The organism is Bartonella sp. AC10YNML (genome assembly GCF_042196825.1).
Taxonomy (GTDB): Bacteria; Pseudomonadota; Alphaproteobacteria; order Rhizobiales; family Rhizobiaceae; genus Bartonella.
On record NZ_JBHIRA010000003.1, the window covers coordinates 24776 to 49542 of the forward strand.

Annotated in this window: 15 protein-coding genes; 8 read left to right on the forward strand and 7 right to left on the reverse strand. The window is 39.5% G+C overall.

The features are described from left to right. The first annotated feature begins 1125 nt into the window (after window positions 1–1125). Entirely contained in the window at window positions 1126–6072 is a 4947-nt protein-coding gene (locus ACFINA_RS02495) for a DEAD/DEAH box helicase (RefSeq protein WP_375615013.1), read from the forward strand. A gap of 1221 nt (window positions 6073–7293) precedes the next feature. Next, window positions 7294–7431, forward strand: a complete 138-nt coding sequence (locus ACFINA_RS02500; protein WP_375614523.1) for a hypothetical protein — start codon at window positions 7294–7296, stop codon at window positions 7429–7431. A 3-nt stretch (window positions 7432–7434) separates the two neighbouring features. Here ACFINA_RS02500 and ACFINA_RS02505 read toward each other — a convergent pair whose 3' ends face one another. The 6 genes from ACFINA_RS02505 to ACFINA_RS02530 all read right to left on the reverse strand — a co-directional run bounded on the left by ACFINA_RS02505 (window position 7435) and on the right by ACFINA_RS02530 (window position 15187). Beyond that, a complete protein-coding gene (locus tag ACFINA_RS02505; protein WP_375606594.1) occupies window positions 7435–8103 on the reverse strand; it encodes a YdcF family protein in 669 nt (222 codons plus the stop codon). A gap of 3 nt (window positions 8104–8106) precedes the next feature. Beyond that, window positions 8107–9060, reverse strand: coding sequence for a cell division protein FtsX (locus ACFINA_RS02510; RefSeq protein ID WP_375606593.1), 954 nt, complete (start codon window positions 9058–9060; stop codon window positions 8107–8109). Continuing rightward, window positions 9053–9712: a cell division ATP-binding protein FtsE gene (ftsE, locus tag ACFINA_RS02515; RefSeq protein ID WP_273723097.1), complete on the reverse strand. Its 660-nt coding sequence runs from the start codon at window positions 9710–9712 to the stop codon at window positions 9053–9055. Before ftsE ends, ACFINA_RS02510 begins: the two co-directional genes overlap by 8 nt. A 532-nt stretch (window positions 9713–10244) precedes the next feature. Further along, window positions 10245–12188: an acetate--CoA ligase gene (acs, locus tag ACFINA_RS02520; RefSeq protein WP_375615014.1), complete on the reverse strand. Its 1944-nt coding sequence runs from the start codon at window positions 12186–12188 to the stop codon at window positions 10245–10247. A 912-nt stretch (window positions 12189–13100) separates the two neighbouring features. Continuing rightward, a complete protein-coding gene (locus ACFINA_RS02525; RefSeq protein ID WP_375615015.1) occupies window positions 13101–13397 on the reverse strand; it encodes a hypothetical protein in 297 nt (98 codons plus the stop codon). 1100 nt (window positions 13398–14497) lie between these two features. Beyond that, window positions 14498–15187 carry a YggS family pyridoxal phosphate-dependent enzyme gene (locus ACFINA_RS02530; protein ID WP_375615016.1) on the reverse strand — a complete coding sequence of 230 codons (690 nt, stop codon included), beginning with the start codon at window positions 15185–15187 and terminating at the stop codon, window positions 14498–14500. A gap of 165 nt (window positions 15188–15352) precedes the next feature. Here ACFINA_RS02530 and leuS point away from each other — a divergent pair, with 165 nt between their 5' ends. Continuing rightward, window positions 15353–17995 carry a leucine--tRNA ligase gene (gene leuS, locus ACFINA_RS02535; RefSeq protein WP_375615061.1) on the forward strand — a complete coding sequence of 881 codons (2643 nt, stop codon included), beginning with the start codon at window positions 15353–15355 and terminating at the stop codon, window positions 17993–17995. Beyond that, complete coding sequence (locus ACFINA_RS02540; protein ID WP_375615017.1) at window positions 17982–18578, forward strand: hypothetical protein; 597 nt, start codon at window positions 17982–17984, stop codon at window positions 18576–18578. The genes leuS and ACFINA_RS02540 overlap by 14 nt, the downstream gene beginning before the upstream one ends. On the opposite strand, the gene fsa is transcribed toward ACFINA_RS02540, so the two are convergent. Beyond that, on the reverse strand, window positions 18575–19228 hold the full coding sequence (gene fsa, locus ACFINA_RS02545) for a fructose-6-phosphate aldolase (RefSeq protein ID WP_375608607.1): 654 nt from the start codon (window positions 19226–19228) through the stop codon (window positions 18575–18577). The genes ACFINA_RS02540 and fsa overlap by 4 nt on opposite strands. Before the next feature lie 466 nt (window positions 19229–19694). Here fsa and ACFINA_RS02550 point away from each other — a divergent pair, with 466 nt between their 5' ends. The 4 genes from ACFINA_RS02550 (at window position 19695) to ACFINA_RS02565 (ending at window position 23659) form a co-directional block, all read left to right on the forward strand. Continuing rightward, the gene (locus tag ACFINA_RS02550) at window positions 19695–20030 is read left to right on the forward strand and encodes a hypothetical protein (RefSeq protein WP_375606586.1); all 336 of its coding nucleotides are present in this window, start codon (window positions 19695–19697) and stop codon (window positions 20028–20030) included. A 928-nt stretch (window positions 20031–20958) separates the two neighbouring features. Next, window positions 20959–21081 (forward strand): hypothetical protein, encoded by a 123-nt coding sequence (locus ACFINA_RS02555; protein ID WP_375608608.1) that lies wholly within the window; start codon window positions 20959–20961, stop codon window positions 21079–21081. A 148-nt stretch (window positions 21082–21229) separates the two neighbouring features. Then, window positions 21230–23437, forward strand: coding sequence for a primosomal protein N' (locus ACFINA_RS02560; RefSeq protein ID WP_375615062.1), 2208 nt, complete (start codon window positions 21230–21232; stop codon window positions 23435–23437). A 99-nt stretch (window positions 23438–23536) separates the two neighbouring features. After that, entirely contained in the window at window positions 23537–23659 is a 123-nt protein-coding gene (locus ACFINA_RS02565) for a hypothetical protein (protein ID WP_375614522.1), read from the forward strand. Window positions 23660–24767: the final 1108 nt, after the last annotated feature.

Genomic DNA, 24767 nt, shown 5'->3' on the forward strand with positions numbered 1-24767 from the left:
GAAAAGAGGTTATGAGGATTTCTCACTTCTAGTTTTGCAGAGGGTGGTGCAAATTATAGGTGTTTAGGTTTATGCAAATAAATTATGATCGTGCTTAAGTTTTAAAATGTGATCTAAGACACAGCCATTTTCTGTTCCTTTATACGAGTAGCTTAGCTTCTTTAGAATATTTTGTTTAAGGCATCGCTTTTTTCTGCCATATCTCATGATTTTGGAGCTGAAGGATAAACAAGCCATTTGAGTTTCTAGGGTAAGGATGCCGTCAGATACTCGGTAGGGGGCGTGATCTTAAGAACTAATACCGTGAGATGCGGGTTTGATTTCATGAGTTTGGTGAGGACGACAAAAAGTTTGAGAGGCGGATGGCTTCTTATGTTGAATGATGTATGAATGAAAGGGGCTTTCATTTATTGAAAAAGAATAAGCTCATATTCAGCAGGTGTGAGATGAAGTAAGAGAACATCGTAATACCAAGCTGCAGTTATGTTGCTAAAGAACATAATGGCGCTAGTGATGAGCAATGGTATGTCTAGTTGGTATGGTATTCTTCCTCCTGCTACAAGTCCGATACAGATAAAAAAGAATTCTAAAACCACCCGCTATAAAGTATAAGAAGCGAATAATTAGTCTACGAAAGAACAAAAGGCAAAGAAATATTTCAAAAATCAATATTTTGAATATCACGACTAATATTTTGCATATTATAGGGAAATTATATGCATGATCGTTCGTAAAATGCGCTGTTTTGTGTGTGGAGTTTCTTCCTTGGTGTCTTGTGTGTTCGCAGGTGTCGTATCCATTTCCCCCCTCTCATTCTTAAGCTAAATCCTAAAATTATTGTGCACTTTATTTTGTATTCTTACAAAAGGCAAAAAATATTTTCAAAATCATCACGCCTTACCGTTTATTTCCATAGGGATATAGACATCAGTAAATGCATCATATGATTTGGGGGATACTCAAAAGGATCAAAAGATTTTCTCTTGTTGGTTTAATTAAACATAGAAGAAATGTTTTAAAATCAAGCAATTTTAAGCTTTTTTTAAGTTTTTTGGGTAGAACAAGAGGCATTGACGAATTGGTTTAGATTCGATAGTTGAAGGTATTTTTCATTGGGGTGGAAGCATGACGCTGCAATCGCTTTTACAGACCTATCGTGATCAAGCGCGTACCGAACGAGATAAAGGAACGTATTTTGAGCGTTTTGCTCTTGCTTATCTGACACATGATCCTCTTCAGTTTGGGTGTTATGAAAAAGTTCAAACCTTTAAAGATTGGGCGCATGAAAATGGTTGGGATGGTCGGGATACTGGTATTGATCTTGTGGCAAAGATGCGTGATGAAGAGGGGTTTGCAGCAATCCAATGTAAATTTTATGATGCAGCATATCGAATTAGAAAAGCAGATATTGATAGTTTTATTTCGGCATCAGGAAAAGCTCCGTTCAAGCGGCGTGTTATTATAGATAGTACTGAACGTGCTTGGAGTGATAACGCTGAAATAATGATACGGGGGCAGGATATTCCTGTTATACGGATTAATCTTTCCGATATACAACAAAGTCCGATCCGTTGGGAAACTTTTGCAGCCCAGGGCAAAGTTGTTTTGGAGGATAAAAAGAAGCTGCGTCCACATCAGCTGGAGGCATTGCGTGATGTGCGTGCTGGGCTTGCTCAAGCAGATCGGGGTAAGCTCATTATGGCTTGTGGGACTGGTAAGACATTTACCAGTCTTAAAATTGCTGAGGATTTGGCAGGTGAAGGCAAGTTTGTTTTGTTTCTTGTTCCTTCTTTGGCGCTGATGTCACAGACGGTGCGTGAATGGACAACGGATGCAGGAATTGGATTGAGATCCTTTGCTGTCTGTTCTGATACACAAGTGGGAAAGCGTCGTAAAAATAGTGATGATGTTGCTGAAATTGATGTGTTTGATCTTGCTTTTCCGGCGACAACTAATGCGGCTAAACTTGCAGATCAGGTGGGGAAGAGTGTTGCAGATAAGATGACCGTTGTGTTTGCAACCTATCAATCCATTCAGGTGATTGCTGATGCTCAGAAAAACTATGGTTTGCCAACATTTGATCTTATCATTTGTGATGAAGCGCACCGTACAACAGGGGCAACGCTGGTGGGAGAGGATGAATCCAATTTTGTTAAGGTGCATTCCAATGATGTTATTCGCGCCAAGAAGCGCCTTTATATGACAGCGACACCACGTATTTTTGGTGATAACGCAAAAAGTCGCGCGAATGAAGTTAATGCTGTTCTTGCTTCGATGGATGATGAAAAGCTTTTTGGTAAAACACTTTTTTATCGGGGTTTTTCATGGGCAGTACAAAATGATCTTTTAACAGATTATAAGGTTATTGTCTTAGCAATGGATGAAAAATTGGTCAGTTCCGCTGTTCAGAAGCGCCTTAGTGATAGCGATTCTGAGCTTATTCTTGATGATGCAACGAAGATTATTGGCTGTTATAAGGCTTTGACAAAACAAAATATGAAGGCCGATGTTGGTACGGATTCATATCCTATGCATCGTGCTTTAGCGTTTTGTAAAACTATTCAAAGTTCTAAACTCGTTCGTGATGAGTTTTCTGCGGTTGTTAGAGAATATCTTGATTATACGAAAGAGGATACAGAAAATGAACATTTTCTGAAGTGTGAAATTGAGCATGTTGATGGCACTTTCAATGCAAAGGATCGTGGTGCATTACTTGATTGGCTGAAAGCTGATAGTGGGGATGATATTTGTCGTATTTTAACCAATGCAAGGTGTTTGTCTGAGGGGGTGGATGTTCCGGCTCTTGATGCGATCATGTTTTTAAATCCACGCAAGAGCCAGATTGATGTTGTGCAAGCGGTTGGGCGGGTGATGCGTCGCTCTGAGGGTAAAAAGATGGGATATGTCATTTTGCCAATTGGTATTCCTCTTGATACTCCAGCGGAACAGGCTTTGAACAACAATGATAAATATCGGGTTATCTGGCAAATTTTAAATGCTTTGCGTGCACATGATGATCGTTTTGATGCAACGATTAATAAGGCATCCCTCGGGCAAGATATTAGCAATGTGATTGAGATTATTGGTGTCACACAGAGCACTGAATTAAAGGCTATTACGGCTGTTGTAGACAATCTTCCACTACGCGCACAACCAGCACGATTGGGCATTGGTACAGCGGAGCGTGATGTCCTTTTTACAGATGAACAAGGGGAGCTTGCTTTCCCTGTGGATGAGATTTCGCGTGCCATCATGGCAAAGATTGTCAAAAAGTGTGGGACACGAGATTATTGGGAGGATTGGGCGAGCAATATTGCGGAAATTGCTAAGAATCATATTGCACGCTTAACAGGTATTCTGGCAAAGCCAGATACTGAGGCGCGTCAAGCCTTTGACAGGTTTGTGGCAGAACTGCGTGATGATTTAAATAATGCTGTTACAGAAGCTGATGCGATTGAGATGTTGGCACAGCATATTATTACGCGTCCTGTCTTTCAGGTGTTATTTGAGGGGTATCAGTTCACACGTGAGAACCCTGTCTCGTGTGCTATGCAGCGTATGCTTGATGTGCTTGATGAGGCGAATCTTGATAAGGAATCTAAAGATCTTGAGAAATTTTATGCAAGTGTAAAATTACGAGCCAGTGGCATTACGGACCCAAAAGCAAAACAGAGGTTGATTGTAGAGCTTTATGATAAGTTTTTTCGTTACGCTTTTCCACGCACTGTAGAAAAACTAGGCATTGTTTATACCCCCGTCGAGGTTGTGGATTTTATTTTGCACTCTGTCAATGATGTCTTAGAGCAAGAATTTGGGCAAACGCTTGGCTCATCGGGTGTGCACATCATGGATCCTTTTACTGGAACGGGTACTTTTATCACGCGGCTTTTACAATCGGGTTTGATAAAACCAGAAGAGATGAAGCATAAATTTTGTCATGAAATTCATGCCAATGAAATCGTTCTTTTAGCCTATTATATTGCAGCCATTAATATTGAGACAACTTATCATGGTCTGATGGGGGGCGATTATATTCCTTTTGAGGGAATTTGTTTAACCGATACATTCCAGCTTTATGAGCAAGAAAAAGACCTGATCAGTGATTTGCTGGTGGATAACAGTACACGTCGGGCGCACCAGAAGGAACTGGATATTCGTGTTATTGTTGGCAATCCCCCTTATTCTTCGGGGCAAAAAAGTGAAAATGATAATGCGAAAAATATTGGTTATCCTAAATTGGATCGTCGCATTCGTGAAACCTATACCGCTCAATCCAAAGCGAGCAATGTTAATGGGCTTTATGACAGTTATATTCGTGCCATTCGGTGGGCAAGTGATCGCATAAAAGACTGTGGTGTTATTGGCTTTGTAACAAATGCAGGTTTTATCAGTAGTCACTCTACGGATGGTTTACGAAAATGTTTAATCGAGGAATTTAGCAGCCTTTATATTTTCCATTTGCGGGGGAATCAAAGAACTTCTGGAGAACTCTCTCGAAAGGAGGGGGGAAAGATTTTTGGTTCTGGGTCTCGCGCACCTATTGCGATTTCCATTTTGGTTAAAAATCCAGATGCACAACAGCATGGGAAAATATATTTTCGTGATATTGGAGATTATCTCACAGCAAAAGAAAAGCTCCGTGAACTTCAGAGGTTGGGGAGTATTGGTGGTGTCACACGTGAACACAGCTGGCAGATGATTACACCTGATGAGCATGGCGATTGGCTGAATCAGCGCAATAATGATTTTGAAAAATTTCTAGCCTTAGGTGACAAGAAAGGCAGTGATAAAAGGCTCTTTGAAAATTTTTCTGGCGGTATACAAACTAGTCGTGATGCTTGGACATATAACTCAAGTCGTGAAGCTTTAGCAAAGAATATGAGCAATATGATTGCTTTTTATAACAGTGAAGTAGAGCGTTTTAATGCTGCGTATCTACATTCTGATCGCAAAGCACGTGCAAATGCTGTGAACGATTTTGTCAATACAGATTCTAGAAAGATTAGTTGGAGTAGTAGCCTTAAAGAAGAATTAATAAGGGGAAAGGCTTTTAAATTTAAAGATACGTATATTACTCAGAGCCTTTATCGTCCTTTTACACAACAGTGGCTCTATTACAATCGTGTTTTTAACCATAGAGTTTTACAAATGCCACGTATTTTTCCTCTGGAACAAGCGGCTGAAAATAAGGTGATACAAGTTACGGGAATTGGAGCAAGCAGTGGATTTTCTGTTCTAATGACTAAGAATTTATCTAATCTTCATGCAATGGATACTGGTCAATGTTTTCCACGGTATGTTTATGAAGATATTGCATCCTTGAGAAAGGAGGAGAATCAGGTTCATTTGTTTGCAAATTTTGTAGAGGAAAGCAAAAAAGCTGGTCTGCAGCGGCGTGATGCTCTTACGGATGAAGGATTGGCTTATTTTAAGGCAGCTTATCCTGGTGAAATGATAACAAAGGATGATTTGTTTTATTATGTTTATGGGATTTTGCATTCTGAAGATTATCGTGCTCGTTATGCGCATAATTTATCTAAACAATTGCCGCGTATTCCAACAGTTAAAAAGGTAGAGGATTTTTGGGCTTTTGTGACAGCGGGGTGCAAGCTTGGTAATTTGCATATGAATTATGAAGAGGTTGAACCCTATTCCGTTACCTATAAACAGGGTGATCCAAGAACTTGGGTGATTTCTGATGAGAAGAGTTTTTATCGTGTTGAGGCGATGAAATTTGCTGGTAAGCGTGGTGCTATTGATAAAAGCACTGTGGTTTATAATGCGCATATCACGATGCAGAATATTCCTCTTGAAGCTTATGAGTATGTGGTCAATGGCAGGCCTGCTCTTGAATGGGTTATGGAGCGGCAGGTTGTCAAAACGGATAAAGCGAGCGGACTTGTTAATGATGCCAATCGCTATGCTGTTGAAACGGTGGGTAATCCAGCTTATCCATTGGAATTGTTTCAGCGGGTTATTACGGTAAGTTTAGAAACTATGAAAATTGTGCGCAGCCTTCCAAAATTGGAAGTGAGAGAAACTGAAAAGGTTAAATTATCCATTGTGCGGTAAAAAAGTGTTGAGTTGTCACAAACTGGCTCTCTTACACGCCTTAGCAGCTCGTGGGTATTGCGACAGCCCTTGGCACTTGAGACAAGTCCATAAGAGGCATGTCTTTCTTTTACAGTTTTACGCTGCGCAGGCTCTCTTCCTTTGTGATGTTCAAGTCCTGTGTGATGTGCAAGAAAATGGTTTTGATTGATTCAATAGAGAGCAGATTTGAAATGAGAGAATCTGATGATATTGAGAGCTCTCATTCAAGTTGTAGTGTAATAAATTTTCATTATAAATCAATATGTTATATGTGATAAAGCACCTTAGGCAGTGAGGTCGCTAAAATTATGACGCATGAGCTTTAGCGGCAGTGATGAATATTCTCAGGCAGGGTTTTCTTGTCGAGCTTTATGTGAGTAAACCATATAAATGGGGACGCTGAGAGGAACTTGTCCAGAGAAAGTGGATTGTTTACAAATCGTTGCTGATAGGAATCATCGTCCTTTGAGATGTTGAGAGGACATGACAATTTTCATGAAATCTGTCCTTTGAGGTGTTCTGATATTGAAGTGAGCAGGGAGAACGCGTTAGACAAGAATCTGGATTGTTATTGTTTACAGATCGATAGAGTTTAAAAATTTTCGTTCTTTTTTGGGGAGGAAACCAGACAAAAAGTGATCTTAGAGAGCGAAATGATTTATGCAAAATATATTGCTATAAAAAGTGTGGGATGTTCGTGGCAGTGTTCGTTTTGAACTTATTCCTATCTGTGATCTAAAATGCTTTTATGAAGACGCTTTGTAGAATGAAGAGATTGTTTTTAATATATTGATTTATAATGACTGTTTAACGTTCTCTCTCTTGAACAAGAATTCTAAGGATCATAAATTTTCTTACTTTTAGGCTTTTAAAATGACTGCCTTGCATGTCATATGAGGTTGGTATGTTCGTGTTTAAGAAAGGCGTAATGTATGCCTCTTACCAATCATCCCAAGAGGTTTAAGAGCAATCGTAATACTTGAGAGGCGGCAAAATATAGGGTGGGGCGGTTTGCATTTTTTATGAAGGGTAAGACAGTGGTATAAATAGATTTTTATGACAAGTCTGTAGATCCTATGGCTGTCTAGGGGCTCTATTTACAAGAGCTGTCTTCTATATTGGGGATGGCATTAGATAGATCACGTGTTGTGAGATCAAGTTTGGGATGTAAGAGATGTTTTTTGGTGAATGTGCAAGACAGTGACACGTGTATCGGGGCGTTGTGCTTTGTATGGGGAGAAGTTCTGGCGTGCTTTTATGGCGGTAATTCGTGTGGAAAGGTATGGAGAGAAGGGTAAAGCAGTCAGAGGGTGGCAAGGTTTAAAGTCACAAGAATAAAGGTCAGAAGGCGGTTCTGATATAGACTTGCAGTGTTTTAATATATTGGAATATGAGAATGCGGGCTTGCCTGATCTGTTGTATTGTGCTTTCAGCTTTGCTCTTCTTCACAGGATAAGCAATGAAATGGATATCAGGCATGAGATATTTAAGTTCACGCATCGAGCGCCACACATGGTAATCATGGGTGACGATATAAAGGGTTTTATAGTGATGCTTTTTGATCCAAGCGGCGCTTTCTTCGGCGTTTCCTCTGGTGTTAATCGCTTGATGCCCAATGTCAATACAACAGGAGATAAGCCGTGGGGTAATATGCATGTTATGCATGAAACTCTTCAGGTTGGTTGTGGTGTTTACACCACTGATGAGGAGTCGTGAACCAAGCCCCTTTTGTAAGAGATGAAGTCCTGTCTCTATTCGGTTTTCTCCGCCTGTAAGCACGATAATGGCATCCGCTTTGGGGAGAGGCGTTGGGGGGACAAGTCGTTCGGTTTTTTCAGAAAAAATAATAAAACCGCCCCAGAAAATGAAAACAGTGATTGCAAGAGTAAGGGTTGTTGGTGGAAAATAGCGAAATAAAAGCCATGGAGACCAACTATTATAGTGGGGCCGTTTTGGAAGAGGACGTTCTAAATTGTTTTGCGTCAATGAGTTGAAAGTGTTGTGAGTCATAAATTAAAATAAACCGTTTTCACATTGATCGATTTTTTTCAGTTGCGCTAAAATAGTCATGCGATTTGTAAGGGTGGTGAGAAAAGAAACGAAAATAATAAGCAGAGTGATTTTGCCATAAGGAACGGAACTTATGGAAATATGTCCTAATAAAGCCGTTATTTGGCTGGCTTCTGCTCTTCCCAAGTTATAATTTGTCCAGAGACAAAAGGCTGAAAACAGAAAGATGCTTGTGAAACCACCATATAAAGCACCGCGCAGTGCCGTTTTAAAAAAATGCCAATCAAATTGACGCGCAATGAAAAGGGTTTCAGTGCCAAGAAAATATAGCACATTAATAATATGGGTATTTTCTGCCAATGCATTGCGGGTGGCAAAAATGATGGTGAGGATTAGAGAGCCTAGAACCAATGCTAAAATTGAAAAACCGATAAAAACCGTGGTGTATGCCATGGTCGCAAAACGATGGACCCAAACACGGTGATCATCAAATTGACCGCCTGGAATTTGAGTTTTAATGGCATGATTGATGGCAGCAAAATTGATTTTTTCATCTCTTTTCAGAGTCACAATGATGAGGCGGGGAAGGGGAAGTTCATTGATATTGAAGCCTGTTCCAAGCCATGGCTCTAGTAATTTTTCTGTAGCTTTTTGGTCAACAATTTTTGCATCTTGTACACCAGAAAATGTTTTAACCAATTGTACGGCATCACGGAGTGCTTTGTTGATATCAACATTGTCAACGGGGCGTATTTGTATTGTTGCTTCATAGCTAATCTGATTACTCCAATTTTGGGCGGCATGTTGGACTAAATCAACACCGATTAAGGTGAGACTTGAGAGAAATGTCATAATTGCAATCACTGCAACCAGCGCTTTTCCAGAAATATTGCTACTGGGAATAATCGCTGTTGTGTTTTTTTTATTACTTGTAAAAATGGGGAAAGACTTATTCATGAATCGTCATCCGTCCATTATGGAGAAGCATACGCCGTGCTGCAACTTGTTCCATTAAGGCAATATCATGGGTGGCAATGATAACAGCTGTTCCAAAACGATTTAATTCAATAAACAAACGGAGTAGGCGTTTTGCCAAGGGGGGATCGACATTTCCTGTTGGTTCATCCGCAAGGAGGATTTCAGGCTGGTCAATGAGCGCGCGTGCAATGGCTACCCTTTGTTTTTCTCCGCCGGAAAGAACCGGTGGTAAAACATGAATGTGATCTCCCAGACCTACCCAACAGAGAAGATCTTCCACTTCACTGCGATAGGTTGCTTCTTCTTGTCCTTTTATGCGTAAAGGCAAGGAAACATTTTCATAAGTGGTCATGTGATCAAGGAGACGAAAATCTTGAAAAACTACACCGATACGTTGTCGTAGCGCAGGGAGCTCTTGTCGTTTGAGCAATGCTGTGTCTGTTCCAAAGAGATCAATATGACCGCGGGTGGGTTTGAGTGCCAAAAACATAAGACGCATCAGCGACGTTTTCCCTGCTCCAGAGGCACCTGTGAGAAATTGAAATGATCCAGGAGGAATATGAAAGCTAATATCACGAAGGACCTCAGGGCCCATTCCATAGCGTAGGCCGACATTTTCAAAATGAATCACTTTTTATTATTACTCCTGATTTTATATTGCATCATTTATTCTAAGAACTCTTACTTTCATTGCTTTAGATTTTTGTTGTAAGCTTGCTTATTTTAGATTTCATGGTTTTCAATATTTTTTATACACCCTCGTTATAGATAAATATTTTTGCTCAAGAATATTATCACTTATACTTTCTTTTTTTAGCTTTGTTTATGATTTTAGCAGGAATTTCAAAGTGATTCTAGCATAAACATCAGAACTATTTTTCCTTCTTACTCAGAGGCTTTTTTGCACTGAGTGGACATTGGGTGATTTTAAAAAGCTATATTGCTCTTTTTATCTTACTTTCTTATTCTTGTTCGTATCCCAATCCTCAGGTTTTGGCTTAAATTATTTCTTACCTCTCATGAAGAAAAGCGTTTGTTGTTAGAATGATTGAGCTTTTCATGAATTGTTTTGTTTTTTATTATCCTCGGTGGTTTTCGTAATAATGCTGAGATAATTTTAGCAAAAAACAAAAACCACCGTATGTTGTATTTCGTTGTGTTTTTTAGTTTTGTCGGTTGGCAATCAGATCTTCAACAACTTGTGGTTCGGCAAGGGTTGAAATATCTCCGAGAGTATCAAAATCGTTTTCAGCGATTTTTCGTAAAATACGTCTCATAATTTTCCCTGATCGTGTTTTGGGAAGCTGCGGAGCAAACTGAATTTTATCCAATATGGCAATAGAACCTATTTCTTGTCTCACATGCTTGATAAGGTCTTTTTGCAATTCTTCACTTGGCGCTGTTCCTTCCATGAGGGTCACAAAACTATAAATTCCTTGTCCTTTAATGGGATGCGGGTAACCCACAATAGCTGCTTCTGATACAGAGGGATGAGAAACAAGGGCTGATTCAATTTCAGCGGTTCCTAACCTGTGCCCCGAGACATTGAGTATGTCATCAACCCGTCCTGTGATCCAATAATAGCCGTCACTATCGCGCTTACAGCTATCGCCTGAAAAATATTTTCCTTTATAGGAGGAAAAATAAGTTTGAATAAAGCGTTCATGATTCTTATAAAGTGTGCGCATTTGTCCGGGCCATGAATCACTGATACAAAGATTGCCTTCTGCTTCACCTTCTAAAACATTGCCTTGGGCATCAACAATTTGGGGTTGAACACCAAAGAAAGGACGTGTGGCCGATCCTGCTTTGAGGGGGGTTGCACCGGGCAGGGGCGTGATCATATGCCCTCCTGTTTCTGTTTGCCACCATGTATCGAGAATCGGACAACGGTCATTTCCAATTATATGATAAAACCATTCCCATGCTTCTGGGTTAATAGGTTCTCCTACTGTGCCTAAAAGACGCAACGATGTTCTGTCTGAGTGTTCAACAAACGAATTTCCTGCTCCCATTAAGGCGCGGATAGCTGTTGGTGCGGTATAGAGTGTATTGACTTGATGCTTGTCGACAATTTCCCAGAATCTGCTTTTGTCAGGAAAGGTTGGTGTGCCTTCAAACATTAAAGTGGTCGCACCATTGCATAAAGGTCCATAAACCAAGTAAGAATGACCGGTTATCCAACCAATATCAGCTGTGCACCAGTAAACTTCATCGGGGTGGTAATCAAAAACATATTGGTGAGTTATCGAGGCAAAAATAAGATAGCCTGCTGTGGTATGCAAAACACCTTTGGGTTTGCCGGTTGAGCCTGAAGTATAAAGAATAAAAAGTGGATCTTCAGCATTCATGGGTTCTGCTGGACAGTCTCTTTGGGTATGAGCTATCTCTTCGTGGTACCAAAAATCACGCCCCTCTACCCATTGAATGGGGCCACAAGTTCGCCGTATAACCATGACTTGGTCCACATGCACATTTTGGCGCGCGGCTATCTCAATGGCATGGTCAACGTTGTCTTTTAAGTTAATCCGTTTGCCGCCACGCAAGCCGTGATCAGCGGTAATCATAAAGGTTGATTCACAGTCAACAAGGCGTCCTGCTATTGCTTCAGCAGAAAAGCCTGCAAAAATAACCGAATGAATGGCTCCAATGCGGGCGCAGGCAAGCATGGCATAGGCTGCTTCGGGTATCATGGGGAGATAAATGGTTACTTTATCGCCTTTCTTAATGCCACGACTTTTCAAAAGATTAGCAAAACGACAAACGTGTTCATAAAGTTCGTTATAGGTTATTTTTTTATCATGATAAGGATTATCCCCTTCCCAAATGAGCGCGATTTTGTCTCCATGGGTTTTCAGGTGGCGATCAATGCAATTATAAGCTACATTTGTTATCCCATCTTCATACCATTGAATCGATACATCTCCGTTAAAAGAAGTGTTTTTTACTTTTGTAAAAGCTTTAAACCATTCAATGCGTTGACCATGTTTTGCCCAGAAGCTTTCTGGATCATCGATGCTTTCTCGATACCATTGTTGATAAGTTTCCTCATCGAGTAAAGTATTTTTTTTGATCTCTTCTGATATTGGATAAATTTTTTCGGTCATGTTTCCCTCATTTTATTGTTTAGAAAAATCTGCCTCTGTATTTTTGTATGGTTATATTTTGGCAGAGTTTTCCCAAAAGCTTTTCATTATGAGGTTAGACTAAATGACAAAGATTAGAATAGTCAATTTTTAAATCTGATACGTTTGTCTTTAAGAGAGTATTTTATGCTTTTAGGATATTCAAATATGGCAAAGGCTATTGCGGTATAGAGCTTTTTATAAAAGCATAAAGATATTAAAAACATACCCCTATAAAGGAGAGGGAATGAGAATGCTTTTTAAAAGAATAAATTTACTAAATATTAATATAAACCAAAATATCTACGCAAAAAATTAGAAATAAAGAACATAATAAATGACGATAATGCCATTATAATAGACAATCTCCAACCTACGCCATTGAATATTTTAAAAGAAATGGCAATTATAGGAGTAATTATAATTAACATGCAAAACATTCTTATAATTTCATAGTGAATATCCATTATAACAAAATCCTAGTTATAGTATGTGATATCAATAGATACCTCTGAAAATTATTTTTTCAGTGTACTTGGAACTCATCCAATAAATATTAATATAAACCGAAATATCTACACAAACTATCAAGAATAAAAAATACAATAACTGACAATGAGGCTATTTTTATAGATAGTTTCCAACTGTAGCCACCAATTTTTTTTAAACCAATAGCATATATAGGGATAACGACAATGAGAATGCAAAACAGTCTTATGATTTCATAAAGAATATTCATTATAACAAAATCCTGATTATAAGAGGTGATCCGCAATAGATATCCCTGAAAAATATTTTATCCATAGATGTAGATATTTAACTTTGGTATATTCTTTCAAGTATACTTACAAAACTATTAATTTCAGAGATATCTTTGTCGCTATTCTCTATAAATTAGAACCAACACTCACGACCTTTTTCTATAAAGCCCCAAGCAGCACCTCCTATGTATCCCAATGACAAAGCTCCCATTCCACCTGTAAATGCACCTACTGGTCCCCCACCAGTTATACCACCTTGAATTGCACCAACTACTCCTGCCGGAAATCCTACTTCGCTGCCACGTGCATTCATGTGAGACATAAAAGCACCAGGACTACATGCATTTCCATGAGTAGGTCTTGAATTGTGCGAATGACCAAAAGAAGGCTTTGTCGCCATATGACCGAATGTGTTGAATGAACCAAACATATTAATTCTTCTTAATTATCTACATTAAAAGTAGTATCACAATGATACATTTCAAATGGCTATCGCGTATTTTTAGAGAAATGTCAAAGATAAACTTTAAAAATAACAATAAAAATACTGTATAAATAATAACTATAATATGTATACATGAAATATTCTTCTTAAGAAGATAATAATATTATTTACAATATTTTAAAATATAAGAAATATTCCCTGTTTTTCCTTAATTAAAGTTTAAAATCAGAAAAATTGCGCATATGAAAAGTTGAAGTTTTTCTATTTGTTTACGAGAAATATAAAGAGATATCGTTATTGAAATCTGCTTTGTTGCTATTGTTTTTCTTGCATGTATTATGCGCACATGCGTGGGATTCGTTCTTTTATTTTTCAGGCGGATATTGACCGTATTTTACGCTTTGTAGAGCATAGAAAGTCTCTATGCTATCGTTGGACCTTATAGATTGCTATCATGTTGTTTAGCGCGGTTCTTGGTGCTCTATTGGGTATTTGAGATGTTTATTTTGCTCAAGTGGCTTACATGAAAGAGTTTTGTTACTGTATTATGCAGCCATAAGCTTTTTTTATCTACTTTACGCCATTGGCATATGGGGAAATTGTGTGCGCGTGTTGGGGAAGTTAAGAGAATTCGTGGTTTTTAATGGAGATCATTGCGATGATCTTATTAAATATTCTTTTGTAATTATTTATTTCGCGACAGTTTTTTCATTCATGCGCAACGCCCCTCTTATCATTTTGCCTTTATATAAGGATTTATTTTTTACGTTGCTTTTGCTGGAGAGGCGGTCAGAGGGGAGTAAAGTAGAGCTAATGTGCGAGAATATGAGAGCCAAATTGTAACGCTATCTTGAAGCTATTGTATGTGTTGTGGATGTGCCGGTAAGAAATTTGAGAAGACCAGCTTTTTTGCTTATTTTGCTAACAGGATGAAAGAGGGACTGGAATCTTTTTTGCTAGAATTGCTCTTTTATTGATATTGAAGGAAATATTTTTTCTCATTTCTGCTGTTTTGGGCTTGTTCGTAGAATTTTCAATGGGAATTTATATGAAGGGGGAGTGAATTTATATGAGAGGGAATTGCTTTACACAGGGCGTTTTCCAAATAAAGCAGAGCCAATGCGAAGGACGTTAGAGTCAAACTGTAGAGCGGTTTTGAAGTCACTGGACATACCCATGGAAAGCTTTGGAAGACCTGCTTGTTTTGCTAATTTTGCTAAGAGCGCGAAATAGGGGCCGGGGTTTTCATCGACAGGGGGAATGCCCATAAGTCCGATGATATCAAGTCCATAGTTGTTTTTGCATTGGTTGACAAAAGATATAGCTTCTTGTGGTGCGATACCACTTTTTTGCGGTTCTAAGCCAATGTTAACCTGAACATAGCAGGGAAGATGCCTTTTTTGCTTTTGCATTTCCTCCATCAAAACTTTGGCTATTTTTGCACGATCAACCGTTTGAATGACATCAAAAATCTTTACAGCTTCAGCAGCTTTATTGGACTGTAGGGGGCCGATGAGATGAAGTTTAATATTTTCAAATTGTTGACGTAAAGCAGGCCATTTTTGTACTGCTTCTTGTACACGGTTTTCTGCAAACAAAGATTGTCCTGCTTGCAAAAGGGGTCGTATATCAATAGCAGAAACAGTTTTTGAAACAGCGATAAGTTCAATTTCTTCTACAGGGCGTTGTAACTCTTGGCATATTGCTGCAATATCTTTTTGAAGGTTTTGCCATGATTCAATGGAAGGGGCATCAAGGGGAGTTTGTATCTTCATATGTTTGTGCTTTATCGTTGTTGTTCAAGAGTTGGTCGTTTTTTTTAAAGTTTTATAAAATACTTAGGGAAATATTTCACGAAAATGTTGACGATGAGGTTAATCCATGATCAAGCATAATAAAACAAGTTTTTGGTTCTGTTTTATTAAAAGAGTATAATGGGAATGACGATTGAGCATTATAAGATAGGTGAACGCTATAATCCACGTGCGAGAGAAAAAAAATGGCAAGAAATTTGGGATGAAAAGAAAATTTTTCAGACTGTCCAAGAAGATGCTCGTGAAAAATATTATGTTTTAGAGATGTTTCCTTACCCTTCTGGCCGTATTCACATGGGGCATGTGCGCAATTATGCCATGGGAGATGTGGTTGCACGCTATAAACGCGCAAAGGGGTTTAATGTGCTTCATCCCATGGGGTGGGACGCTTTTGGGATGCCGGCTGAAAATGCTGCTATGCAAAATAAAGTGCATCCTAAAACTTGGACTTATCAAAATATTGCGGTCATGCGCGGGCAATTAAAACAATTAGGGCTCTCACTCGATTGGGCGCGTGAATTTGCAACTTGTGATGTGGAATATTACCACCGCCAACAAATGTTGTTCCTGGATTTTTATCAAAAGGGATTGGTGGCGCGTAAAGTGGCTAAGGTGAATTGGGACCCTGTTGATCATACTGTTTTGGCCAATGAACAGGTTGTTGATGGACGGGGATGGCGTTCTGGTGCGTTGGTGGAACAACGTGAGTTGACCCAGTGGTTTTTCAAAATTAGCGACTTTAGTGAAGATCTCTTGGCTGGGCTTGAAGAGCTGAACCAATGGCCTGAAAAAGTTCGCACCATGCAAAAAAATTGGATTGGAAAATCACAAGGTTTGCTGATTCGTTGGGCTTTAAAGTCGACAGGTGATGCTGGTGATGTTTGTGAAAAATTTGATGAGGTTGTTTGTTATTCAACGCGCCCTGATACACTTTTTGGTGCTTCCTTTTTAGCGCTGTCTGTTGATCATCCTATTGCACAAGCTTTGGCAAAAAAAGACAAAGCGTTGAGTGATTTTATTGAAAATTGTCGGTGTGGTGGAACGACAACGGCAGCTCTTGAAACAGCTGAAAAACAAGGGTTTCTCACGCCCCTTTTGGCTGTTCATCCTTTCGATTCAACGGTGCATATTCCCGTTTATATCGCTAATTTTGTGCTTATGGACTATGGAACAGGGGTTGTTTTTGGTTGTCCTGCTCATGATCAGAGAGATTTCGATTTTGCGTGTAAATATGACCTTCCAATAAAACCGGTGGTTTTGCCTTTAGGAGTTGAGAAAGAAGATTTTGTCACACCTGAAGCGCCTTATGTTGGTGATGGGGTGATGATTAATTCTAGATTTTTGGATGGTTTAACACCCCAACAAGCCTTTGAAGAAGCAGCCAAAAGGCTTGAGAAACAAATGTTCAATGGGCAACCGCAAGGGAAGAAAACAGTGCAATTTCGTTTGCGTGATTGGGGGATTTCGCGGCAACGTTATTGGGGGTGCCCCATTCCCATGATCCATTGTACAACTTGTGGGGTTGTTCCTGTTCCGCGTGCTAATTTGCCGGTTGTGTTGCCGGATGATGTTACTTTTGATCAACCGGGTAACCCTCTTGCGCGGCATGAAACATGGCAAAATGTTACTTGTCCTTCCTGTGGTCAACCTGCCAAACGTGAAACCGATACCATGGATACATTTGTTGACTCTTCTTGGTATTATGCACGCTTTACGGCTCCTTTTGCATCAGAACCGGTTGACAAACACGCAACCGCTGAATGGTTGCCTGTGCAACAATATATTGGTGGAATTGAGCACGCGATTTTGCATCTTCTTTATGCGCGCTTTTTTATGCGTGCCATGAAATTGTTAGGTTATGTGACGGTTGATGAGCCTTTTAAGGGGCTTTTTACGCAAGGGATGGTGGTGCATGAAACCTATAGGGATGAACAGGGTTGGGTTTCTCCAGCAGAAATTTCGATTGTTGAAAAAGATGGAAAGCGTCAGGCTTATAAATTAACCGATCAAAGTGAAGTGACGATTGGTTTGATTGAGAAGATGTCTAAATCAAAAAAGAATGTTGTTGATCCTGACGATATTATTGCATCTTATGGTGCTGATACTGTGCGCTGGTTTGTGTTGTCAGATTCTCCCCCCGAGCGGGATGTTATCTGGACAGAATCTGGTGTTGAAGGGGCTCATCGCTTTGTCCAGCGTGTTTGGCGCCATGTGGCTTTGAGTGCTTCTGTTTTAAAGGATATATCCCCTTGTGCAGGGCATCAGGGAGCGGCTTTGGAACTCTCAAAAGCAGCCCATCGTACGCTCCACGCTGTAGAAGATGATTTGGAAAAATTCGCTTTTAATCGGGCTATTGCACGCCTTTATGAATTCTTGAATATTATGGCACCGTTGTTAAATAGGATAGAAAGTGTTGACGATGAAATGAAAGCTTCTTTACGTCAAGCTATGGATTTTTTTCTTGCCATGATTGCCCCAATGATGCCTCATTTAGCAGAGGAATGTCATGCAGCTTTAGGGGAAGAGACTTTAATGTCTACGCTTGCTTGGCCTGTTTATGATCCTGCATTAATCGTTGAAGAATGTTACACTTTGCCGGTGCAAATTAATGGTAAAAAACGTGGTGAGGTGACTGTTGCAGCAACAGCCGATGAGGCGATGATTAAAGAAGCGGTTTTGGCTTTAGATTTTGTACAGGCGCAGCTGATTGAAAAGCCCGTGAAAAAAATCATTGTTGTTCCAAAAAGGATTGTGAATGTCGTTCTTTAAAAATTTTCTGCTTGTCGTTTTAGCTGGTGTATTCACACTGTTGTGTGGATGCAAAGTTGAGCCGCTTTACCGTCAGGAGTCGCAGAGTTCAATGGCGATGAATTCTGCTTCTTATGGAAAATTTGCTTCTGGGCAAGCTTCTTTGGGGCTTGCGCAAAAGCTCGCCTCTATTGTTGTGGAAGAACCTTCAGATCGTTTTGGTCAAATGGTGCGCAATCATTTACTGTTTCTTTTGTATGGGAATGGGGGTAAATCTTCTCTACCGGCTTATCGATTAGCATTGCAGACATCCGTATTTACAAGAGAATCGATGCAGATAGAGGTTGATTATGATAGAAAGAGAGAGGGACGACCTTCTGTTGGAACTGTTATGAGCAGAGCTTCTTATACTTTGCAGGATATGAAAAATATGCCTGTTGCAAAAGGAACAGCAATGATGAATGCATCTTTTGAACGCCTTCGTCAAGAATATGCAACGCTGCAAGCAGAAGAAGATGCAAAAAAACGTGTCGCGGAAGAGTTGGCTGAACAGATCTTTTTGTTACTTTCAAAAGATCTTTCCAATAAAATTTCTAGCCATTAAACAATATTTTGTCCTGTTTTTTTCCAGTCGTCGAGGAATATTTGCAACCCTTTATCGGTGAGAGGATGTTTGACCAGGGCTTTTAAGACTGTTGGTGGAACTGTTGCAACGTCAGCACCGCTTAGTGCTGCTTCTTTGACATGATTAACGGTGCGGATTGAAGCGGCTAAGATTTGTGTTTCAAAGTTATAGTTATCATAAATTGTGCGTATTTCATGAAGCAGTTCACTTCCATTATTTCCGCAATCATCAAGTCTCCCAATAAAAGGTGAAACGAATGTCGCGCCTGCTTTGGCTGCTAATAAGGCTTGATTGGCAGAAAAACAAAGGGTGAGATTTGTTTTTAGTCCTGCTGCTGTGAGGGCTTTACAGGCTTTTAATCCATCAAGTGTTAAAGGAAGCTTGATACAAATATTGTCGGCAATCTTTGCTAAAACAGCCGCTTCTTTCATCATGTCTTCAAATTGAGTTGCTGCAACTTCAGCAGAAACAGGTCCGCTAACGAGAGCACAAATTTCTTTTGTAACATCAAGAATATTGCGTCCTGATTTTAGGATAAGAGAGGGATTGGTGGTAACACCATCAACAAGGCTTAAATTCTGTAACTCTTGAATTTCTTCGATATTGGCGCTATCCACAAAAAACTTCATATCTAACCTCTTCTTTTTAGCTTTTATCCTATTTTTTGTTATGCGCTATTGTTGACGGCAAAAGCAAGAGAAAGAATTAATATCTGTGTAAAGAACAAGAATGCTATGATGTTAATCATATACTCGTTTTCGGTAAAGAAATACGATTTATCGTTTTCACACCCATTTCATAGTGTTGCTCGTAATAAGGTATAGAATTCATTGTGTACCAACATTTTTGCGTAGCGGTATTTTTATACTTATGAAAATAGGCTAGCATTATCACACACTTTGCTCATTTCTTATTTGCGATTGCTCTTGATATTTGAGTGTGCATCATAAGATACCTTCGGTACGTTTAACCTTATTTTTGATGAAAACGAATGGATTCATTGTGTCGTAATAAAACACCATTGAAGAAGGCATGTAAAATTTTACGCATGAAATATTTTATATGGTCAACATATTGATTTATAATGATAAATAATTGTTTAACTTAAATTATAACGCCAAAGACAGAAAGATTTTCTCATCACGTATTTTGCTTTATATTGAATCAATTAAAATCACTTGTTTGCACGTCATAAGAGGGGCAGGAATGTGGGGAATAAGTATTTCAGAAAGTACTCAAGATGCTTCTTATGAATTGTTTCAAGTGCTAAGGGGGGGCAACATTCATGAGCTGGCAAGGTATGTGATGGTGCTGGTTTACTCCTTTGTGAAGCGTAAAGATGGTGGTGATCAGTGGATTTATCATTATACCATTCATGGTTTGCGTTGCGAAAAGGGCGTGGATTTGTATGAGAGTTTGATAAATATTTAGAGAAAGGAGCTGTATCTTATAAATTAGCTTACTTTAGGAGGGAGATATGAATCACATAAAGAAGTTGTAAGTCCGTTTAGGAAGCAGGATTATTTACAAAACATTATGTACAGGACATTATTTATAGATCGGCGGGGTTAAGAATCTTCATTTTTGAAATGTGGCGAGGACCCTCAATGACTTATAGTCATTGGAAGTTCCATAAGAAGATGAGAAAAATGGGCTAAAATAGCGTTTAATGTCTTAAAAATTTCATTGGAAAGATCTTTTGACAATAAAAATCTGTATAAACAATTTTTTAACCCTATACTTTTGTACTGCATTGATTCATAAAGATAATTCACTTTTTGTATGTTGAATGAGAACCCCGAAAATCGTAGATTCTCTCGTTCTAAGCCTGTTTTATGTTGAATCAATAAAAATCATTTTCTTGCGGGTGATAAACGGGAAAAGCCGTGGAGAGTGAAACTGTCCAAAAAAGAAGAGAAAATACCTTTTATGAATCATTTTAAGTGCCAAGGGGCTTGTTGGCAACATCCACGAGCTGGTAAGGTGTGTGTTGGTACCGGCTTATTGCTTGTATTGTTGTTGCGTAGTTTCAACTAGGTTGAAAAATGTACGCATTGTTTCCACGCTTTGGCATGAAGCAAGACAAATATTGCCAAGACAAATATTGCGATGGTTTTGCGCACTATTATCCCACCGGTACTCAAAAACATGGCGTACTCTCTCTCATTAATAAAGATTTACAAATGTTCCTCGATGGGTTTGAAATGAGAAAAATTTATCGTATTGAGGGGTTCTCATTCAACATACAAAAAGTGAATTATCTTTATGAATCAGTTTATTGAGGATTAAATTGAAACATGAGGCGCAAAAAAAATAAAAGTTTTTGTGTTAAGAATAAGTTGCACTATGGGATAGTGTTGTGGAGGGGTATACTTACGATATCATGTTGAATGTTTATAGTAGATGGGCTTTATTTGCACTGGAGAATGGCGCTGGTTTTTTTGCTATAGAGGATGAGATTGGTTTTTTGTTGGTGCTTTGATGATGGAATGAGTGTTTAAAAGAATTTTTGTGAGAAAAGTGCTGTGATAGGGGGGAAAGATTGAATCCTGCAATGAATTTTAATTAAGAGTATTTAAAGATAGGTATAGACCTGTTGGTGCTTGAGGGGTTGTAGATTGGTTAAAAAGATGAATTCAAACATGATGGAGGAAAAGATTGTATCCGTATTGGTTCCTCTTCCTGTTGCTCACCCTTATAGTTATAAAGTTCCATCTTCTATGGAGGTGAACGTTGGGTCTTTTGTTCGGGTTCCGGTGATGGGGCGTGAACTTTGCGGTTTTGTTGTGGACGTTGAAGAAAAGAGAGCCGATGGGCAAGGGGCTGCACCTGTGGCGCGTGAAAAATTACGCTTTCTTCTTCATGTTTTTGATTGCCCCCCATTAAAGGCAGAAATGATCACATTTTTGCGTTTTGTTAGTCGCTATACAATGGCACCTTTTGGTCTTGTTGCACGATTGGTTTTGTCTGTACCGGCTGCTTTAGAGCCGGAAGCGCAGATGCTGGGTTTGCGATATTGTGGTGGCAATGTAGAACGTCTCACACCAGCGCGATCACGGATTTTGGAATTGGTGCGTGATGAGAAGATATGGACACGTTCTGGTCTGGCACATGCGGCTGGAACTTCGGTTTCTGTTGTTGAAGGTTTAAAAGCTCTAGGAGTTTTCGAAGATGTTATGGTTCCTGCTCCTGACCTTGTGGAAATGCCTGATCCTGATTTTTGTCCTCCTCAGTTGCAGGGAGCGCAAAATGAAGCAGCAACAGTATTGCGGGAAGGTGTTTTATCTTCTCAGTTTCAAGTTTTTTTGCTTGATGGTGTGACTGGATCTGGAAAGACAGAAGTTTATTTTGAAGCGGTTGCTCAAGCCTTCAAAGGCGATAAGCAGGTTTTAATTTTATTGCCGGAAATTGCTTTAACTCAGCAGTTTTTAGATCGTTTTTATGCGCGCTTTGGCGCTGCGGCAGCAGAATGGCATTCTGATTTGACGCCACGTCGTAGAGAACGCGTCTGGCGGCAAGTCGCAGAAGGGCGGGTGCGTGTTGTGGCTGGGGCTCGTTCGGCGCTTTTTCTTCCCTTTCCTGAGCTTGGCTTAATTGTTGTCGATGAAGAACATGATAGCGCTTATAAACAAGAAGAGCGCATTTTTTATCATGCGCGTGATATGGCAGTTGCTCGGGGCTCTTTTGAGCATTTTCCTGTTATTTTATCCTCAGCCACACCGTCGATTGAAAGCCAAGCCAATGTTTTAAAAGGGCGTTATCAAAAGGTGCATTTACCATCCCGTTTTAAAGAAGTCGCACTTCCACAGTTGCGGGTGGTTGATATGCGTCAAGGAGGGGTGCAAAAGGGGCGCTTTATTTCCTTTGCTCTTGAAAGAGCTTTAAAACAAACGCTTGATAAGGGTGAACAAGCTCTTCTTTTTCTTAATCGCCGTGGTTATGCACCTTTAACTTTATGCCGAATTTGCGGACATCGTTTTCATTGTAACGATTGTTCAAGTTGGTTGGTAGAACATCGCGCGCAAGGGCAACTGAAATGTCATCATTGTGGATATCATGAACCACTTCCTGAAGCCTGTCCTGAATGCGGAACCTTAGATCATCTTGTGGCTTGCGGACCGGGTGTGGAAAGAATTGCCGAAGAAACACAGATGCTTTTTCCTCAAGCGCGATCATTGATCCTTTCAACAGATCTTAAAGGGGGAATTGGGCAGTTGCGAAGCGAATTGCAAGCCATTGCCAATGGCGATGTAGACATTATTATTGGAACACAGCTGGTCGCTAAAGGACATCATTTTCCCAAGCTCTCTCTGGTTGGTGTTATTGATGCTGATCTTGGTCTTGCCAATGGCGATTTACGCGCAAGTGAACGTACCTATCAGCTGCTTTCTCAAGTTACCGGAAGAGCAGGGCGTGTGGGATTGAAGAGTTTAGGATTATTGCAAACTTATCAACCAGATCATCCGGTCATCAAAGCCTTACTTGCATGCCAGCCAGAAGATTTTTACACACGTGAGATTGCAGCACGTCAGCATTATCATTTGCCCCCCTATGGGCGGCTTGCCTCTTTGATTGTGTCGGCACAACAGCGCCAAGCAGCAGAACATTATGCGCGCGCATTGCGTCAAGTAGCACCACGGGAAAAAAATGTCTCTGTTATGGGACCAGCAGAAGCGCCTTTGGCTTTGGTTCGGGGGCGTTATCGTTTTCGGCTTTTGCTGAAAGGACAGCGCTCTTTTGATATACAAGGGTTTATACGTGTAATGCTTAGTAGTATACCCAAAATGCCCAGTTCCGTTCGGGTTCAAATTGATATTGATCCGCAAAGCTTTTTCTAAAACCAGTATCGCATAAAGCGAAGGTCTTTTTGCTTAAGGTGCTTTACTTGAACTCTTCTTATTATTCAGAATAAGCATCCAAGCAGCAAAATATGATATATGTACATTGCATTAAGCAGCGCCACGGGAAAAAATATCTCTGTTATGGGACCAGCAGAAGCGCCTTTGGCTCTGGTTCGGGGGCGTTATCGTTTTCAGTTTTTGCTGCTTTTTTTATTTTAGGGGCAATATTCTTTGGATAAGGGGGCAATGCTTAGCGGTATACTCCAAAATGCTCAGTTCTATTCTGGTTCAAATTGATATCGATCCATAAAGCTTTTTCTAAAGTCTGCGCAATATTAAAATGAAGGGTGTGGATTTAAGAAGATCGTGTTTTTGATGTTGTTTGACAGTCAAATCTCATACAGCAGCATGTAACAGAAAATAAAATGTTTTTGTACTGTACGAGTCGTTTTGATGTTATACCCAATTAGAGTGAAAAATATTATATCTGCTTTATTTATCTTTGATGAGAACACAGATTCATTTTGGAGCGTAAAGGTAAAAATGAGCGTCTATCGTTACCATCTTTTTATTTGATTTTATCGTTTTAAAAGCGTTCATAGCAATATTTTTTTCATGGAGCTGTTCCAGTTCTTCACGCTTTTATTACCCTCATTTTTTAATGGGGTTGCGTTTTTCATGCAAAGCAGAGCAACCAAAACAGAATATTATTGTATTGTTACATTTCTTGTTTAAGTAAGTGTTTCTCAGTACGCTCGAATTCATTTTACGATGTTATCCGTGAATAATATAATGTAAGGGCTTTCATGAATGCAGAAGCCGTTAGGGAGTACCACCTTTATTTTATAAAGTACCGGTTGGCACCATTATATTATTTTAGCTCTTAATCTTACGAAAGCTCTTAGTCCTTGAGAGCGTTTATAAGAGATGTTTTTTCTTTAATCATTTTATCCATCTTCCTTACTTGTAATGGAGCAAGAGAATGATTTTGATCAAAGGATTTGAAATGAGAGAATCTTACGATGTTGGGGAGTATTCAGTATGAAGAAAGAAGCATTATCATTATAAATCAATGCATTGTATATTTAAGTTGTATATTTAAAAAGTGTTTTTAAAAGGAAATAATTTGGTGAAATGTTTTCAGAAGCGTGGGTATTTGAAGAAAAAAGATCAAATTTTTCTTAATTTTAAGAGGGATATCAGTTATTTTTTCTTGCTTATGAGTTTGAAATAACACATTTTTTCAGTCGCAGTCGCAGTCGCAGTCGCAGTCGCAGTCGCAGTCGCAGTCGCAGTCGCAGTCGCAGTCGCAGTCGCAGTCGCAGTC

What these genes read in the sequence shown, in the direction of transcription:
- ACFINA_RS02505 (WP_375606594.1), bottom strand. Translation starts at nt 8,103, where the DNA reads ATGACTCACAACACTTTCAACTCATTGACGCAAAACAATTTAGAACGT.
- ACFINA_RS02495 (WP_375615013.1), top strand. Translation starts at nt 1,126, where the DNA reads ATGACGCTGCAATCGCTTTTACAGACCTATCGTGATCAAGCGCGTACC.
- ACFINA_RS02530 (WP_375615016.1), bottom strand. Translation starts at nt 15,187, where the DNA reads ATGAAGATACAAACTCCCCTTGATGCCCCTTCCATTGAATCATGGCAA.
- acs (WP_375615014.1), bottom strand. Translation starts at nt 12,188, where the DNA reads ATGACCGAAAAAATTTATCCAATATCAGAAGAGATCAAAAAAAATACT.
- leuS (WP_375615061.1), top strand. Translation starts at nt 15,353, where the DNA reads ATGACGATTGAGCATTATAAGATAGGTGAACGCTATAATCCACGTGCG.
- ACFINA_RS02525 (WP_375615015.1), bottom strand. Translation starts at nt 13,397, where the DNA reads ATGTTTGGTTCATTCAACACATTCGGTCATATGGCGACAAAGCCTTCT.
- ACFINA_RS02510 (WP_375606593.1), bottom strand. Translation starts at nt 9,060, where the DNA reads ATGAATAAGTCTTTCCCCATTTTTACAAGTAATAAAAAAAACACAACA.
- ACFINA_RS02565 (WP_375614522.1), top strand. Translation starts at nt 23,537, where the DNA reads ATGTACATTGCATTAAGCAGCGCCACGGGAAAAAATATCTCTGTTATG.
- ACFINA_RS02560 (WP_375615062.1), top strand. Translation starts at nt 21,230, where the DNA reads ATGAATTCAAACATGATGGAGGAAAAGATTGTATCCGTATTGGTTCCT.
- ACFINA_RS02540 (WP_375615017.1), top strand. Translation starts at nt 17,982, where the DNA reads ATGTCGTTCTTTAAAAATTTTCTGCTTGTCGTTTTAGCTGGTGTATTC.
- fsa (WP_375608607.1), bottom strand. Translation starts at nt 19,228, where the DNA reads ATGAAGTTTTTTGTGGATAGCGCCAATATCGAAGAAATTCAAGAGTTA.